Raw genomic sequence first — 14,571 nt, forward strand, 5'->3', positions numbered from 1 at the left:
GGTGGATGCTCGACTACAACGAGCAACGCCCCCACGAATCGCTCGGTGATCTGACACCCGCCGAGTACCGCCAACAAGCCGCCAGTCGTTCTACTTTTGAAGTGTCTGCTTGACGGGGGAGCTTACGGTCGCATCCCGCGTCATCGACTTTTCACTACAAAGTACTTGACGTGCCATTCCAGAGCGATCTAGCCTGCCGGCATGGACAACCGCCCTCGAAGCACGGTGTCGCTTCACGAGCATGCCGCGGAGAACCTGCTCTACATCCGCGGCGCCATGGAGCGCGCCAGTTCCTTTACCGCCGTGCCCGGCTGGGGCGGGGTCGTCATGGGATTGGCCGGGCTGGCTGCGGCCGTCATTGCGCCGGCGCAATCGAGCCGGTGGGCGTGGTTGCTGACCTGGCTCGGGGCGGCTGCGGTCGCGGTAGCGGTCGGGTTGCTCGGGGTGCTGTTCAAGGCGCGCAACGAAGGGGTTCCGCTGCTCTCTCGCCCGGCTCGGCAGTTTGCGCTTGGCTTTGTGCCGGCGATCTTCGTGGCGGCGCTCCTGACCATCGTGCTGTTCCGCGCAGGGCTGGACGCGCTGTTGCCCGGCATGTGGCTGCTGCTCTACGGCACGGCCGTGATCGCCGGAGGCACGTTCTCGATCCGGATCGTGCCGCTGATGGGAGTGCTCTTCCTGTTCCTGGGCGCCATCGCGCTCTTTACCGCCCCGCCCGTCCCGGCACTCTGCCTGGGGCTGGGGTTTGGTGGGTTGCACGTCGTGTTCGGCGTGCTCATTGCGAGAAAGTACGGTGGTTAAGCGATCGACCGCGAAGGTGGAAAGCCGCCATGCCCGCCCGGCGCTGGTGCCGGTAGAGGGTGCGGTGGAGCGCACGGTGGACCTGGACCGCCTGATCCACGAGCGGCTGCGGCTCGGCATCGTCAGCGCGCTGGCGGTGAACGACCGGCTCGGTTTCACCGACCTGAAGGCCCTGCTCAATACGACTGACGGCAACTTGAGCGTCCATGCGCGCAAGCTCGAGGACGCCGGCTATGTCGCTTGCCACAAGGGTTTCGAGGGCCGCGTGCCACGTACCGAATTCCGCATCACACCCAAGGGCCGCAAAGCCCTGGAGTCCTACCTCAACCACATGGAAGCACTGATCGCCGCGACCCGCAGCGGCGAATAGCCGGCTGCCGCCCGGCGCTTTGGTGTGCCAATCGACTTTGTATTACAGAGTGCTTGATGGACATGGAAAACCTGCACGTGGCGATCATCATGGACGGCAACGGACACTGGGCCGAGGACCGCGGTTGGCCGCGCAGCCGGGGGCATCGCGCCGGCGCCGGTGCGGTGCGACGCGTGGTGGAAGCGTCGCCGCGGCTCGGGATCACCACGCTGACGCTGTATGCGTTTTCCGCGGACAACTGGCGCCGCCCGGCGGCCGAAGTGGCGACGCTGATGGCGTTGTTCCGCAACTTCCTGCGTGCCGAAGTGGGCGCCTGCCGGCGCGAGGGCGTGCGCCTGAGCGTGATCGGACGCCGTGACCGTCTTTCTCCCGCACTGGTCAGGACCATCGAGCAGGCCGAAGCGGCGACCGCCGCGGGCCGGGTACTGAACCTGCGCCTTGCCGTGGATTATTCCTCGCGCGATGCGATCACCGCCGCCGCGGCGCTGCACCAGGGCGCGGTACCCAGCCGCGAGGCGTTCCGCACGCTTCTGGCCCATGCACAGCACGGCGATCCCGGCACGCCCGACGTGGACCTGCTGGTACGTACCGGGCGCGAGCAGCGGCTCAGCGATTTCCTGCTGTGGGAATGCGCCTATGCGGAGCTTCTTTTCTCCAGCGTGCTGTGGCCGGACTTCACGGGCGAGGACCTGGGCGCGGCCGTGGAGGCGTTCCACCGGCGCAACCGCCGGTTCGGCAGCGTGCCCGAAGCCTGCGCAGCCGGGCCGGAACGGGAGACGGCGGCTCGCTGAGCACACACATCAACGGGCGGCATCGCCCGGCCTTTCAACCCAAGCGTGAGGCTGCATCCATGGATCATCAGGACATGCGCACTTTCATCGGCGACGCCATCGGTTACTGGGAGCGCCACCGCATCATCTACAACCTCGTGTTGCTGGTGGTGGTCACGGCCATCTTCGCCGCGAATGCGGCTGCGTTCGGCCGCATCGTTTCGCTCGACCTGTTCCTGCAGCTGTTCCTGCTTGCGGTGCTGGCGAACGTGGCCTACTGCGCCGCCTACCCGGTCGACCTTACCGTGCAATGGTCCACGCTGCGCGCGTCCTGGTTGAGGCTGCGGTGGGTCCTCTTCCTGATCGGCCTGGGGTTTGCCGGCACGCTGGCGCAGTTCATCGCGCGCGGACTGCTGAGCGAGCACGCCTGATCCGGTGCAGCAAAACCAGCGGATGTTTTCAGCGGAGGCCAAGCCATGCGCAATCCTGTTCACCGCAACACTTACCTGTCCGCCGCCTGCGTGGCGCTGGTGGCGACGATCCTGCTGGTGTGGCTCAGCCTGGGGGTGGGCATCATCGGCGCCGATGGCGATCCGGCCAACCGGATGTACTTCGGCGTAGTGGCGATTGGCGGCATCGGCGCGGCGATCGCGCGCCTGCATCCGGTCGGCATGGCGCGGGCACTGGCGGCGATGGCCTTCGCGCAGGCGCTGATCGGCGCGTTTGCGCTGATCGAGGGCCTGGGGCTTCCCTGGAGCGGGCCGGTGGAGATCGTGCTGTTGAACGGCTTCTTCGTCGCGTTGTTCGCTGGCTCCGCCTGGCTGTTCGCGCAGGCGGCGCGGGGCAAGCCGGAGCGGGGTCGGGTCTGAGTGGCCGGCAGTGGCGATCGCACGGGTGCGCAGCGCGCGTCAGCCCGGTAGCCGCTCGCGCGCCTGCATCGCCAGTTCGAACGAGCGTCGTCGCAGGGTGTGGTCGAAGATGTTTGCGGTGAGCATCAGCTCGTCCGGACGATGGCGCGCGATGAAATCGGCCAGGCCCTGCTGCACGGTGGCCGGGCTACCGACCACGGCACAGGCGAGCGCCCGTTCGACGCCGAGCTTTTCGGTGGGCGTCCAGAACACATCGATATCGTCGATCGGCGGCGGCACCAGCCCGGGCTGGCCACGGCGCAGGTTGATGAAGCTCTGCTGCTGCGTGGTGAAGAGGCGACGGGCTTCGGCGTCGGTTTGCGCCGCGACCACGTTGACGCCGAGCATCGCGTAGGGCTGCGCCAGCCGCGGCGAGGGGCGGAACTCGCGCCGGTAGATCGACAGCGCCGCATCCATCGCGTCGGGCGCGAAATGCGACGCGAATGCGAACGGCAGTCCCAGCGCCGCGGCCAGGCGCGCGCTGAACAGACTCGAGCCGAGCAGCCAGACCGGCACGTCCAGGCCCGCGCCGGGAACCGCGCGCACGGCCTGCCCCGGCTTGGCCGGCTCGAAGTAATGCAGCAGCTCGAGCACGTCGTCGGGGAAGGTCTCGGCCCCATCGGCGTAGCGGCGCAACGCGCGCATGGTGGCCTGGTCGGTGCCCGGCGCGCGGCCCAGGCCCAGGTCGATGCGGCCCGGATACAACGCGGCGAGCGTGCCGAACTGCTCGGCCACCTGCAGTGGCGCGTGGTTCGGCAGCATCACGCCGCCCGCGCCGACGCGGATGGTCGAGGTGCCGCCGGCGACGTGGCCGATCAGCACCGCCGTGGCGGCGCTGGCGATGCCGGGCATGTTGTGGTGCTCCGCCAGCCAGTAACGCCGGTAGCCCAGTTGTTCGCCCAGCCGGGCCAGGTCCAGCGTGTTGGCGAAGGCCGCGCTTGCATCGCTGCCTTCGGTGATGGGCGCCAGGTCGAGGATCGAGAAGGGGATCATGTGCCGTTCCTGCCAGAGGATGCCCTCGGATGTGGGGTCGCGGGCGGCCATTGCCAGCGCCGGAGTACGAGACGGAGCTTCGACTGCGCCAGCGCTCGCACGACGACCTTTTTCGGACGGGCCTGTCCGGCGTCCACCCAGGCGCCGGCGAGCTCCTACATTTGTGCGGCCGGCGGCCGATACAGCGCGGAGCACGCCATGGGACCTGAATTCGGATGATCGCCATGTGGCGGCGACTCTTCGCCGCAAGGAAAGCCCCGCTCCGCCCTGCCCCCGCGCCGCCGGTCGTGACGGTCGTGACGGTCGTGGCCGACGTGCCTGCGTGCGAGGCCGGGCCGCCGCTGGCCGAGGTGGAGGATCGCTTCCACCGGTTCGTGCTCGGCCTGCCCGCGGCCGCCAGCGACACGGCCAGCACCGCCGAGCAGGCCACGCTGCGGCGGCTGGAGGCGATCGGCGAACGTTTCGACGTGAGCGGCCTGCCGCGCCTGCCCAGCGTGCTGCCGCAATTGCTGCGCGCGTTGAGGAACGACAACCTGGCCGGCTCGCAACTGGCCGCGATGATCGGCCGCGACCCGGTGCTCGTGGGCGAGGTGATGCGGGTGGCCGGCAGCGCGCATTTCCGCTCGGCCCAGCCGATCCACAGCCTGCAGCATGCGGTGGTGCTGCTCGGCCGCGACGCCCTGCGCAAGGTCGCCACGCTGCACGTGATGAAGCCGATCCTGCAGGCCAGCGCGGGCATGCGCGGCCACATGGCCGGCCCCTGGCTGTGGGAACACGCCGAGCGCTGCGCCCATGCCGCCGCCTTCCTCGGTCGCCACGGCGGTTGCGACCCCTTCGAGGCCTTCCTCGCGGGGATGGTCTGCCATACCGGTACCGGCGCGGTCGTGCGCCTGCTGGACCAGGAGGCGCCGCCGTCGCTGGGTGCGTTCTCGCCGGTGTTCCTGGCCGGCTGCATGCGCATCGGCGCACGGCTGTCGCTGCGCGCGGTGCGCCATTGGGAGATGCCCGCGAACGTGGTCGAAGCGCTGGTCGAGCGCGTCAACGCCCCGCAGGCACCGGCTTCGCCGCTGGGCAAGGTGCTGGCCTGCGCCGACCCGCTGGCGATGGTGCAGTTGCTGGTCGAACGCGGCCTGCTGGATGCGGAGCTGGACTACAGCGGCACCTGGCCGACCTGCTTCCCGGGCCCGGTCATGCGGCGCGGTCAGCTGGACCTGCGCCGACAGTTCATGCCGGCGCAGGACTGAGTGGACGTCAGTGCGGCGTGGCTTCCACGTCCGCGCGCAACTGGCGGGCGATATCGTCCGCGCCCGTGCCCAGCAGCCGGGTCAGTGCCTTGGCGTAGTCGGCGCGGGCCGGCGCCGGCATCGAGGGCGAGACGTGGTAGGTCTTGTCCGAGCCCAGGCCGCGCGCGTGGATGGCGCAGTGCGTGCCCAGTTCGAGCGTGACCGTGGCCGGCGTGGCGTCGGTGTCGACACGCATCTCGGCGAAGACCTGCTCGCACTGGACCACCAGGTCGGTGAAATAGGCTGGTGCGAGCGCCTGGCGCAGGCGCGCCTGCAACACCTCCGACACCGGCGGCGAGGGCTTGAGCGTAAGCGAATCCTCCAGGCCGCGGACTTCGACGTCCTGCTGATCCTGCTCCACCTGCAGCCACGGCGCCGATGCCGGCGTCACCAGGCTGCCCAGCGCCACCGGCACGCGCGTGTCCTGCGAACCGCCACATGCGGCCAGCAGCAGGGTCGCGCCGGCGACCCATGCAAACTTCTTCATAAGAACTCCCCCGAGAACGAATTGCCTGAACGAATCTACAGGTGCGCCGATGCGCGATCAACGCAGGCGGCCGGCAAACGCGAGCCAGTGCACGTTTGGACGTCCGATTGTTGCTTGCCGCCAGCGTGGGCGGGCTTGCGAGCCAGTGCTCCGCCCGCCGGCCAGTCGTGGTGGCGCGGTGGGCTCTTGCCCATTGCGCTTCAGCCGCGCGTGCGGACGGGGTGGTCCAGGCCACCGGCCACGCGCAGGAACTGGCGCCGGGCGGGGCCGAAGTGCATCAGGCGCGGCACCAGCACGTCACGCAATTCGCGCAGCGTGGAAGGGCGTCCGTGCATCAGCCGGGTCAGCGCGCCCACGCGGCGCACCACCTGGCGGTGCACCGGATGGCGCAATTGCGTGTAGCTGGCCAGGCGCGAGAGGCGGCCGTTGAGCGCGTCCGCCGCGCAGTCGGCGAAGACGTAGGCGTCCTCGATGCCCAGGTTCATGCCGCGCGCGCCCAGCGGCGAGTGGATGTGCGCGGCGTCGCCGCCGAGCAGGACGCGGGCCACGCCTGCCCGCTCGGCGACCCGGTGCGCGATGTGGAAATGCGATTGCCAGAGCACGTCGCCGCACACCGTGCCGGCCGGCAATGCGGCCAGCGGTTCGGCGCTGTTGCCGATCAGGCGCCAGATGTCGTCGCGCACGCGCAGCGCGAACAGGAAGCCATCCGGCAGCAGCCACAGGTGCACTCGGTCGGGGTCCAGCGGTGCGGCCAGGTGCAGGTCCCACAGTTGCCAGGGCTCCGGCAGTTCGTCGCCCGGAAAGGCCAGTCCCAGCGCCTGGCGCACCGTGCTGTGCGCGCCATCGGCGCCGTAGAGCAGCGGCGCCTGCGTGCGTTCGACGCTGCCGTCGGCATGCACCAGCTGGACGGTGACGCTTTCGTCGCCCTGCGCCAGCGCGTCGAGCTTCACTCCGCGTTCGACGGTGACGCCCTGAGCCTCCAGCGCCTCGGCCAGCAGGGCTTCGGTACGCGACTGCGGCAGTGCGAGGAGCGAACGGTCGGTATCGAGCAGGGGCGAGATCGGCACGGTGACATCCTCGTGCCCGGGCTGGTGCAGCGACAGCCCGCGCACGATCCAGCCCTCGGCCAGCATGCGCGCGGTCACGCCGGTGTCCTCCAGCAACTCCTGCGTGCGCGGGTTGACGGCGAGCGCCTTGGAGTTGCGGCTCGGAGCGGGCGACTTGTCGACGATGCGCACCGGGATGCCGCGCCGGGCGAGCAGCAGCGCGGCCGCCAGCCCCGTCGGACCGGCGCCGGCGATGATCACGGGCAAGGCGTCCGACGGCATGCCCGAAGACTAGCAGCATCGATGGCGACGGCATGGCGACGCCACGCCTCAGGGACGCGGGGCCTCCGGATGTCGAACGTGCCAGGCCGCGAGCGCGACGCGGTAGCGCTCCAGCGCCTCGTCGTAGCGATCGAGCACGCAGTTCACGCAGCCCTCGCCGCAGCAATCGTCCGGGTCGGGTTCGCGCGGGGGCACGGGCGGCGGGTCGTCGGGCGGGAACGGAAGCTCCATGGCATCGATGGTAAGGCCGCGCTCACGCCATGGACACGCGCACCCCACGCCCCGCCAACCCGCGTTCCACAAGGATGGTGCCGGGCCGTCCCCGCGCCCGCCCATCCCCAACCGCGAGGAACCGCCATGAAGACCCGCCACGTGTTCAGCACCCCCGATGTCGAGTCCGCCAGGACCGTCATGCAGGCCGCACGCGCCGCTGGCGTGCCCGAGGAGGACATTTCACTGATCGCCCGCTCGGACATCGAACTGGAAGCGGTTCCCGAGCAGCACAAGGAAGCCGGCAGCGATTTCTATCCGGCCGCGTTGCGCGGCGTGGTCGGCGGCGGCGCGGTTGGGTTGCTGGCCGGGCTGGTGGCGGTGGCGATCCCGCCCGTGGGCATCACGGTGGCGGGCGTGGCCGGGCTGACCGTCGCCGGCGCGCTGACCGGGGGCTGGACCGGCGCGCTGGTGGGTGCCTCCGTGCCCGATCCGGTGCGGCGCAAGTTCGAGGACGAGATCGAGGCCGGCCGCATCCTTGTGGTGGTGGACGGCGACAAGGATCTGCTGGCGCGCGTCGAGCCGGCGCTGGCACGCGCGGGTGGCAGGCCGCTGCCGTTTGATGAGCCGACGGCGCTGACGTAGGGCTCCGGCACTCCTTTCCCCAGCCATCCCCCTTGGGGAGAAGCGCGTGCATTGCACGCACCTTTCATGATCCGCGCACACCGCATTCAACCGGGCGCGAGGAACATGCCTTCCGCCCCCGCTTCCCGCCGCCGCTCCGGAGTACCCATGGACCTCGACCGCGTGATGACCCGCAACCCGAAGTTCTGCCTCACCACCTCGCCGCTGGACGAAGTCGCCCGCGCGATGCGCGACGAGGACGTGGGCGAGATCCCGGTGGTCGACCTGGATCGCCGCCCGGTGGGCGTCATCACCGATCGCGACATCGTCGTACGCACGCTGGCCGCCGGTCGCAACCCGCTGGACGTACGCGTGCAGGACTGCATGACCGCACCGCCGATCGTGATCAAGGAGGACGCGAGCCTGGAGGACTGCGCCAAGCTGATGGAGCGCCAGCAGATCCGGCGGGTCCCGGTGGTCGACGCCAAGGGCGCGCTGTGCGGCATCGTCTCGCTGGCGGACCTGGAACGCACGGACGCCCGCTCGTTGCAGCAGGAAGTCACCCGCGCCGTCTCCCAGCCGCACTGACCTTTACCAGAGGAGCAATGCCATGAAGATCCGCCTGCTGTGCTGGAGCCTGCTGCTGGCTTCCTCGTTCGCACTGGCCGCCTGCAACCACACCGACGACAACAACGCCGAACCGGGTGCTGCGACCCCGTCGACCGCGCCGGCCACGACGCCGACCACGCCGTCCCAGCCGACCACGCCGATGACGCCGCCGCCTGCGTCCACGGCGATGACCCCGCCGGCCACCATGCCGCCGTCCTCGTCGACCGCCGGTATGCCGGCGCCGACCTCGACCACGCCGAACTCCTCCGGCGGCGCCTACTGAGCGCACGCCGGACGACTGGCAGGGAGGCACGCAGGGCCAGGGATGGCCTGATGCGGGACCGGGGAAGGCACGCGGGCCTGGCGCCAGCCGGGCCCCTCTTCATGCCTGCTTCGGCTGGCTGTGGAGCGCACCATCCCCCCCAGAAGTCACGGCCCCCTGCCGCCGGGCCAGGCGCACAATCGCAGACCCAACCCGAAGGAGCCTGACATGCGCACGCTCGTCCTCGCCGCCGTGATCGCCCTCGCCCTGCCCGCCGCCCATGCGGCACCTTCCCCGCAGGATGCCGCGCAGCACACGCAACCGCCCTATCTCGCCGCGGCGATCAACGACCCGGGCCGACAGGCCGATCGGGCCGACGACGCCCGCCGCAAGATCGCCCAGGTCATGGCCTTCGCCGAGGTCAAGCCGGGCGACAAGGTGCTGGAGCTGATTCCTGGCAGCGGTTACTTCACCCGCGTGTTCAGCGGTGTGGTCGGGGCCAAGGGGCACGTCTATGCGTTGTGGCCGAACGAGTACGCCGCCGAGGCGCAGTCGGACGTGACCCACCTGCGCAAGCTCGCCCAGCAGCCGCACTACGCCAACGTCAGCGTGCTCATGCAGCCGGCGGCGAAGCTCGATGCGCCCGAGTCGGTCGACGTGGTGTTCACCTCGCAGAACTACCACGACTATCCGGACAAGTTCATGGGCAACGTCGACCCGGTCGTGCTCGACAAGCAGGTGTACAAGGTGCTCAAGCCGGGCGGCGTGTTCGTCGTGATCGACCACGTGGCGCCCGCCGGATCGGGCATGCGCGACACCGACACCCTGCATCGCATCGACCCGGCCATCGTCCGCAAGCAGGCCGAATCGGCAGGCTTCGTGTTCGACGGGGAGAGCGACGCACTGCGCAACCCGGCCGATCCGCACGACATCAAGGTGTTCGACAAGTCGATCCGCGGGCATACGGACCAGTTCATGTACCGGTTCCGCAAGCCGAAAGGTTGAGGTCGCCAAATGACCGGTGCGCTCCCCGTAGGAACCCACTTTGTGGGCGATGCTTTGGCGGTTGCGGTCTGCTGGAGAGCATCGCCCGCAAGCGGGCTCCTACAGAGGCAAAAAGCCCGGCCGGGGCGTCGGTGATGGCGTGACCGTCCGCATCGGCTGCGCAGGCTGGTCGATCCCGAAGGCGCACGCCGCTGCCTTCCCGGCCGAAGGCAGCACGCTGGAACGCTACGCGCAGGTCTTCGACTGCGTGGAGATCAACTCCAGCTTCTACCGCCCGCACCGCCCGGCGACCTGGCGCCGCTGGGCCGACAGCGTGCCGGCGGATTTCCGGTTCGCCGCCAAGATGCCCAAGGCGATCAGCCACGCATGCCGCTTGCGCTCGTGCGACGGGCTGGTGTCGGGGTTCCTCGACCAGGTCGGCGAACTGGGCAACAAGCTGGGCTGGCTGCTGCTGCAACTGCCGCCGAGCCTGGTGTTCGACGCCTCGGTCGCCCTGCCCTTCTTCGAGCGCCTGCGGGAAGGCTACGACGGCGCGCTGGCGTGCGAGCCCAGGCATGCCTCGTGGTTCACGGCGGCTGTCGACCAGGCGTTGCGCGGCCTGTCGATCTCGCGCGTCGCGGCCGACCCGGCGCCTGTGCCGCGGGCGGCGTTGCCTGGCGGCGACCGCCTTCGCATCTATCTGCGGCTGCACGGATCGCCGCGCACGTACTACGACGCCTACGCCTCCGAGGCGCTCGAACGCGTGGCGCGACGGTTGCGCCGGGCGCCGCACGCCTGGTGCATCTTCGACAACACGACGCTGGGCCACGCGACGGCCAACGCCCTCGACCTGAAGCGCATGCTCGACTCCCTGTAGGAGCGCACCTGTGCGCGACCGCGATGCCCGGTCGTTCACCGCGGTCGCGCACAGGTGCGCTCCTACAATGGGAACGCCGAGCGGCCGCGCACAAGTGCGCTCCTGCAACGCGGCGTTCACTCCGACGTGCCCCCGGGCCGCCCAGAATCAGCCCAAGGCAGCCGCGACAGGTGATTCGTGCCCGAAGGCCCTTCGATCGTCATCCTGCGGGAAGAGGTGGCGCCCTTCACCGGGCGCACGATCCGGCGTGCCGAAGGCAACGCCAAGATCGACATGGCGCGGCTGGTCGGCCAGCCGGTCGTCGCCTTCCGCAGCTTCGGCAAACAGACGCTGATCGAGCTGCCGGACGTGACCATCCGGATCCACCTGCTGATGTTCGGCAGCTACCGCATCGACGAGCGCAAGGAAGCCGCGCCGCGACTGAGCCTGCAGTTCGACGAGGGCGAACTGAACTTCTACAGCTGCTCGGTACGGCTGCTGGAGGGCGACCTTGACGAGCTCTACGACTGGCGCACCGACGTGATGTCCGACGCCTGGGACCCGGCGCTCGCACGCAAGCGCCTGCGTGCCATGCCCGACACCCTCGCCTGCGACGCCCTGCTGGACCAGGACGTCTTCGCCGGCGTGGGCAACATCATCAAGAACGAGGTGCTGTTCCGCATCCGTACGCATCCGCTCTCGACCGTCGGCGCGCTGCCGGCGCGCAAGCTGCGAGAGCTCGTCGAGCAGGCGCGCCAGTACAGCTTCGAGTTCCTGGAGTGGAAGCGGGCCTTCGTACTGCGCAAGCACTGGCTGGCGCACAACAAGAGCATCTGCCCGCGCGACCACGTGAAGTTCCACCGCGCCTATCTGGGCAGAACCAACCGCCGCAGTTTCTTCTGCGAACTGTGCCAGCGGCGCTACGTGGAGAGCTGAGGATGTCCTCGTCATCGTCCAACTCGCGGCTGGTCGTCTACGCCGCCCTCGCCGGCAACCTGGCCATCGCCATCGCCAAGTTCGTGGCGGCTGCGCTGTCGGGCAGTTCGGCGATGCTCAGCGAAGGCGTGCATTCGCTGGTCGATACCTCCAACGAGCTGCTGCTGCTCTACGGCATGCGCCAGGCCGCTCGACCGCCCGACGCCGTCCATCCGTTCGGCCACGGCCGGGAGCTGTATTTCTGGAGCTTCATCGTGGCGCTGCTGGTGTTTGCGCTGGGCGCGGGCGTGTCGCTGTTCGAGGGCGTGAACCACCTGCGCCATCCCGAGCCGATGAGCGATCCGCTGATCAACTACATCGTGCTCGGCGTGTCGATGGTGTTCGAGGGCACCTCCTGGTACCTGGCGCTGCGCGAGTTTCGCGCCGCCAAGGGCTCCATGGGCTACTTCGAGGCCTTCCGCAAGAGCAAGGACCCGACCACCTTCACCGTGCTGCTGGAAGATTCGGCGGCGCTGCTCGGCCTGCTGATTGCGCTCGCCGGCGTGGTGTGCGCGCGCGTGTTCGACATGCCCGAGCTCGATGGCGCAGCCTCGATCGGCATCGCGATCGTGCTGGCCATTGCCGCAAGCCTGCTGGCGCGCGAGAGCAAGGGGCTGTTGATCGGAGAACCGGCGCATCCGCAGTTGCGCGAATCGCTGCTGGAGATCGCTGCCAACGATCCGGGCGTGGGACGCGTCAACGGCGTGCTGACGGTGCAGATGGGGCCGCACACCGTGGTGGCGGCCTTGAGCGCCGAATTCGAGGACGAGCTGACCACGCCGCAGATCGAGCAGTGCATCCATCGCATCGAGAAGGCAGTCAAGAGCTGCCACGCGGAGGTCACGTCGCTGTTCGTCAAGCCGCAGACCGCCGAAACCTGGCGCGCGCGCCAGCATGCCATCGCGCGGGAAAACGCGCCGCGGGAGTGAGGCCGCCATGGCCCAGTTCTCGCTGTTCACCGCCGGCCCGCAGGTGCTCTTCGACGACTCCAGCGGCCGGGTCGTGTACATCCCCGACGTGGTGGCCGCCGATACCGCGCAGGCATGGTTCGCGCAGCTGTTCGAAGGCATCGCCTGGCGCGGCGGCCGCCGCATGATGTACGAGCGCGAGGTCGACGTGCCGCGCCTGCGCGCGCACTTCGAGCTGGCCGATCCCGCGCTGCCCGCGCCGCTGCACGAGGCGCTCGCGGCGGTGCGCGCCATGGTCGATGCGCCGTTCACCAGCGTGGGCTTGAATCTTTATCGCGACGAGCACGACAGCGTGGCCCCGCACAACGACAAGCTGGAAGACCTCGTGCGCGGCCATCCGATCGTGCTGCTGTCGCTGGGGGCCACGCGCGAGATGGTGATCCGTGCCAAGCACCCGCCACGGCGCGTGCTGCACCTGGACCTGGCGGCCGGCAGCCTGCTGCTGATGGATTACGCCAGCCAGTTCCATTACGACCACGGCATCCCCAAGCAGCGTACGCCGATGGCGCCGCGGATCAGCCTGGCCTTCCGCGTGCGGCCGCTGTCGTAGGGTGGGCTTCAGCCCACCGTTGGCGCGCGCGATGGTGGGCTGAAGCCCACCCTACGTAGCCGTCCAGGCTGCTGCACCGGACCGGTTTTGGTACAGACTCCACCACACGCGCGGAGTCTCCGACCATGTCCTGCCGCCTTGCCGCCTGCATCGCCTGCCTGCTGCTCCCGATCGGCATGGCCGCCATGCCCAGGCAGGAGCAGCCGGCGATGACGCCCGAGCGCTGGTACGCGCTGCAGATGCAGGCGGCGGACAAGGCCGATCGCATCATGCGCCAGGCCGATCGCCAGAAGACCGTGCTGGGGCGCTACGAGACCGTGCTGTCGGCCATGTTCGAAGGCGACCGCAACCCTGCCTTCCCGGTGATCTTCAGCCAGTATCTGGCCTGGTACCAGACCTACATCGGCGATTACCCGAACGCGGCGGCAAGCTTCTCGGCGCAGGGCGTCCAGCAGCCGGACGACCATGCCCCACCGCTTGCATCGGGCATGCACGCGCAGCCGGCCGTCGACGCGATCGCCAGGCTCGCCCGCGGCCGGCAGGCGGTTTTCTTCAACGAGGCCCACCACCTGCCGCTGACCCGCACGCTGACGATCGAGCTGCTCACCCGGTTGCGCGAGGAGGGGTTCGACACCTTCGCCGCCGAGACCCTCTATGCACGCGACGACCGGTTGCAGGCGCGCGGCTATCCGATCGAGAGCAGCGGTTTCTACACCAGCGAGCCGTTATGCGCGGAGATGGTGCGCACCGCGCTCAGGCTGGGCTACCGGGTGGTGCCGTACGAATCGGAACGTGGCGACGGCGGCGACGCACGCGAGCGTTCGCAGGCGCGCAACCTGTACGAGCGCGTGTTCAAGGCCCACCCTGAAGCGCGGCTGGTGGTCGACGCCGGCTACGGCCACATCCAGGAAAGCGGCAAGTACCTGGGCGGGCAGTCGATGGCTGAGCACCTGCGCAAACTGGTCGACATCGACCCGCTCACGGTCGAGCAGACCATGCTGGTGCCGCATGCCGATACCACGCACGACCATCCCTACTACACGGACCTGGTGACGCGCCTCAAGCCGGCCCGGCCGCTGGTGTTCATCGGCGGGGACGGCACGCCGTGGGCCTTGCGCGAGGGCTACGACGTGAGCGTGCTGTTCCCGCCCGAGGCCCTGCGCCGCGGCCGGCCGACCTGGCTGGCACTGGATGGCCTGCGCACGCCGTACCGCGTGGATGGTGAAGGCCTCTGCCGGGCGGACTATCCCTGCCTGGTCGAGGCGCGCTACGCCGACGAGCCGGATGCGGCGATTCCCGCGGACCGGCTGGTGTTCGATCCGCCGCCCTCTGCCGGGCCGGCGGGCCGCGGACTGCGGCCGACGGGGGGAGCGTCGGTGAGCGAGCTGTATCTGCGGGAGGGCAGCTATCGGTTGGTGGCGACGGATGCCCAAGGGCATGTGCTCGGGCGCCGATCGATCCGTGTGCGAGGGCGCTAGCGTGTGGGCTGGGGCAAGGCTGCCCCCATCCGCCCTTCGGGCACCTTCCCCCGTGGGACGGGGGAAGGATCGGGTGTGGGCTTCAGGGAATCATCCTTACCCGCGAAGAGAAGGCGGA

General features: G+C 69.5%; 20 protein-coding genes. 16 read left to right on the forward strand and 4 right to left on the reverse strand.

Annotation, left to right across the window (positions count from 1 at the left end; all coding sequences use genetic code 11):
* The 6 genes from ACFWZU_RS11415 to ACFWZU_RS11440 all read left to right on the forward strand — a co-directional run.
* Positions 1–113 (forward strand): integrase core domain-containing protein (locus tag ACFWZU_RS11415; RefSeq protein WP_439699801.1); only part of this gene is annotated, 113 nt, incomplete at its 5' end.
* A gap of 88 nt (positions 114–201) precedes the next feature.
* Positions 202–798, forward strand: coding sequence for a hypothetical protein (locus ACFWZU_RS11420; protein ID WP_439701637.1), 597 nt, complete (start codon positions 202–204; stop codon positions 796–798).
* Complete coding sequence (locus tag ACFWZU_RS11425; protein WP_439701638.1) at positions 791–1,168, forward strand: winged helix-turn-helix domain-containing protein; 378 nt, start codon at positions 791–793, stop codon at positions 1,166–1,168. Before ACFWZU_RS11420 ends, ACFWZU_RS11425 begins: the two co-directional genes overlap by 8 nt.
* A 56-nt stretch (positions 1,169–1,224) precedes the next feature.
* Positions 1,225–1,959 (forward strand): di-trans,poly-cis-decaprenylcistransferase, encoded by a 735-nt coding sequence (locus ACFWZU_RS11430; protein WP_439701639.1) that lies wholly within the window; start codon positions 1,225–1,227, stop codon positions 1,957–1,959.
* A gap of 74 nt (positions 1,960–2,033) precedes the next feature.
* On the forward strand, positions 2,034–2,369 hold the full coding sequence (locus ACFWZU_RS11435; RefSeq protein WP_439701640.1) for a hypothetical protein: 336 nt from the start codon (positions 2,034–2,036) through the stop codon (positions 2,367–2,369).
* Between the two features lie 45 nt (positions 2,370–2,414).
* The gene (locus ACFWZU_RS11440) at positions 2,415–2,807 is read left to right on the forward strand and encodes a hypothetical protein (protein WP_439701641.1); all 393 of its coding nucleotides are present in this window, start codon (positions 2,415–2,417) and stop codon (positions 2,805–2,807) included.
* A gap of 39 nt (positions 2,808–2,846) precedes the next feature.
* On the opposite strand, the gene ACFWZU_RS11445 is transcribed toward ACFWZU_RS11440, so the two are convergent.
* On the reverse strand, positions 2,847–3,839 hold the full coding sequence (locus ACFWZU_RS11445; RefSeq protein WP_439701642.1) for an LLM class flavin-dependent oxidoreductase: 993 nt from the start codon (positions 3,837–3,839) through the stop codon (positions 2,847–2,849).
* Positions 3,840–4,126: 287 nt separating this feature from the next.
* Here ACFWZU_RS11445 and ACFWZU_RS11450 point away from each other — a divergent pair, with 287 nt between their 5' ends.
* Complete coding sequence (locus tag ACFWZU_RS11450) at positions 4,127–5,083, forward strand: HDOD domain-containing protein (protein ID WP_439701643.1); 957 nt, start codon at positions 4,127–4,129, stop codon at positions 5,081–5,083.
* A 7-nt stretch (positions 5,084–5,090) separates the two neighbouring features.
* On the opposite strand, the gene ACFWZU_RS11455 is transcribed toward ACFWZU_RS11450, so the two are convergent.
* From ACFWZU_RS11455 to ACFWZU_RS11465, 3 genes are all read right to left on the reverse strand, one after another.
* Entirely contained in the window at positions 5,091–5,609 is a 519-nt protein-coding gene (locus tag ACFWZU_RS11455) for a hypothetical protein (protein WP_439701644.1), read from the reverse strand.
* Positions 5,610–5,809: 200 nt separating this feature from the next.
* On the reverse strand, positions 5,810–6,937 hold the full coding sequence (locus ACFWZU_RS11460) for an FAD-dependent oxidoreductase (RefSeq protein ID WP_439701645.1): 1,128 nt from the start codon (positions 6,935–6,937) through the stop codon (positions 5,810–5,812).
* Between the two features lie 48 nt (positions 6,938–6,985).
* On the reverse strand, positions 6,986–7,168 hold the full coding sequence (locus ACFWZU_RS11465; protein WP_439701646.1) for an oxidoreductase-like domain-containing protein: 183 nt from the start codon (positions 7,166–7,168) through the stop codon (positions 6,986–6,988).
* Positions 7,169–7,294: 126 nt separating this feature from the next.
* Here ACFWZU_RS11465 and ACFWZU_RS11470 point away from each other — a divergent pair, with 126 nt between their 5' ends.
* The 9 genes from ACFWZU_RS11470 (at position 7,295) to ACFWZU_RS11510 (ending at position 14,453) form a co-directional block, all read left to right on the forward strand.
* Positions 7,295–7,792, forward strand: a complete 498-nt coding sequence (locus tag ACFWZU_RS11470; protein WP_439701647.1) for a hypothetical protein — start codon at positions 7,295–7,297, stop codon at positions 7,790–7,792.
* Between the two features lie 147 nt (positions 7,793–7,939).
* Entirely contained in the window at positions 7,940–8,359 is a 420-nt protein-coding gene (locus ACFWZU_RS11475) for a CBS domain-containing protein (protein ID WP_439701648.1), read from the forward strand.
* A gap of 22 nt (positions 8,360–8,381) precedes the next feature.
* Entirely contained in the window at positions 8,382–8,663 is a 282-nt protein-coding gene (locus tag ACFWZU_RS11480) for a hypothetical protein (RefSeq protein ID WP_439701649.1), read from the forward strand.
* A gap of 207 nt (positions 8,664–8,870) precedes the next feature.
* A complete protein-coding gene (locus ACFWZU_RS11485) occupies positions 8,871–9,647 on the forward strand; it encodes a class I SAM-dependent methyltransferase (RefSeq protein WP_439701650.1) in 777 nt (258 codons plus the stop codon).
* Between the two features lie 139 nt (positions 9,648–9,786).
* Entirely contained in the window at positions 9,787–10,503 is a 717-nt protein-coding gene (locus ACFWZU_RS11490) for a DUF72 domain-containing protein (protein ID WP_439701651.1), read from the forward strand.
* 177 nt (positions 10,504–10,680) lie between these two features.
* On the forward strand, positions 10,681–11,418 hold the full coding sequence (locus ACFWZU_RS11495; protein WP_439701652.1) for a DNA-formamidopyrimidine glycosylase family protein: 738 nt from the start codon (positions 10,681–10,683) through the stop codon (positions 11,416–11,418).
* A gap of 2 nt (positions 11,419–11,420) precedes the next feature.
* Positions 11,421–12,386 (forward strand): cation diffusion facilitator family transporter, encoded by a 966-nt coding sequence (locus ACFWZU_RS11500; protein ID WP_439701653.1) that lies wholly within the window; start codon positions 11,421–11,423, stop codon positions 12,384–12,386.
* Between the two features lie 7 nt (positions 12,387–12,393).
* Entirely contained in the window at positions 12,394–12,975 is a 582-nt protein-coding gene (locus ACFWZU_RS11505; RefSeq protein WP_439701654.1) for an alpha-ketoglutarate-dependent dioxygenase AlkB, read from the forward strand.
* Positions 12,976–13,100: 125 nt separating this feature from the next.
* Positions 13,101–14,453 carry a hypothetical protein gene (locus tag ACFWZU_RS11510; protein WP_439701655.1) on the forward strand — a complete coding sequence of 451 codons (1,353 nt, stop codon included), beginning with the start codon at positions 13,101–13,103 and terminating at the stop codon, positions 14,451–14,453.
* The last annotated feature ends 118 nt before the right edge of the window (positions 14,454–14,571 follow it).

Source organism: Frateuria sp. GZRR33, from assembly GCF_051900425.1.
In the GTDB taxonomy this organism is placed as follows: Bacteria; Pseudomonadota; Gammaproteobacteria; order Xanthomonadales; family Rhodanobacteraceae; genus Frateuria_A.

What these genes read in the sequence shown, in the direction of transcription:
- ACFWZU_RS11485 (WP_439701650.1), top strand. Translation starts at nt 8,871, where the DNA reads ATGCGCACGCTCGTCCTCGCCGCCGTGATCGCCCTCGCCCTGCCCGCC.
- ACFWZU_RS11440 (WP_439701641.1), top strand. Translation starts at nt 2,415, where the DNA reads ATGCGCAATCCTGTTCACCGCAACACTTACCTGTCCGCCGCCTGCGTG.
- ACFWZU_RS11505 (WP_439701654.1), top strand. Translation starts at nt 12,394, where the DNA reads ATGGCCCAGTTCTCGCTGTTCACCGCCGGCCCGCAGGTGCTCTTCGAC.
- ACFWZU_RS11455 (WP_439701644.1), bottom strand. Translation starts at nt 5,609, where the DNA reads ATGAAGAAGTTTGCATGGGTCGCCGGCGCGACCCTGCTGCTGGCCGCA.
- ACFWZU_RS11500 (WP_439701653.1), top strand. Translation starts at nt 11,421, where the DNA reads ATGTCCTCGTCATCGTCCAACTCGCGGCTGGTCGTCTACGCCGCCCTC.
- ACFWZU_RS11465 (WP_439701646.1), bottom strand. Translation starts at nt 7,168, where the DNA reads ATGGAGCTTCCGTTCCCGCCCGACGACCCGCCGCCCGTGCCCCCGCGC.
- ACFWZU_RS11430 (WP_439701639.1), top strand. Translation starts at nt 1,225, where the DNA reads ATGGACATGGAAAACCTGCACGTGGCGATCATCATGGACGGCAACGGA.
- ACFWZU_RS11470 (WP_439701647.1), top strand. Translation starts at nt 7,295, where the DNA reads ATGAAGACCCGCCACGTGTTCAGCACCCCCGATGTCGAGTCCGCCAGG.
- ACFWZU_RS11480 (WP_439701649.1), top strand. Translation starts at nt 8,382, where the DNA reads ATGAAGATCCGCCTGCTGTGCTGGAGCCTGCTGCTGGCTTCCTCGTTC.
- ACFWZU_RS11420 (WP_439701637.1), top strand. Translation starts at nt 202, where the DNA reads ATGGACAACCGCCCTCGAAGCACGGTGTCGCTTCACGAGCATGCCGCG.
- ACFWZU_RS11460 (WP_439701645.1), bottom strand. Translation starts at nt 6,937, where the DNA reads ATGCCGTCGGACGCCTTGCCCGTGATCATCGCCGGCGCCGGTCCGACG.
- ACFWZU_RS11445 (WP_439701642.1), bottom strand. Translation starts at nt 3,839, where the DNA reads ATGATCCCCTTCTCGATCCTCGACCTGGCGCCCATCACCGAAGGCAGC.
- ACFWZU_RS11475 (WP_439701648.1), top strand. Translation starts at nt 7,940, where the DNA reads ATGGACCTCGACCGCGTGATGACCCGCAACCCGAAGTTCTGCCTCACC.
- ACFWZU_RS11435 (WP_439701640.1), top strand. Translation starts at nt 2,034, where the DNA reads ATGCGCACTTTCATCGGCGACGCCATCGGTTACTGGGAGCGCCACCGC.
- ACFWZU_RS11510 (WP_439701655.1), top strand. Translation starts at nt 13,101, where the DNA reads ATGTCCTGCCGCCTTGCCGCCTGCATCGCCTGCCTGCTGCTCCCGATC.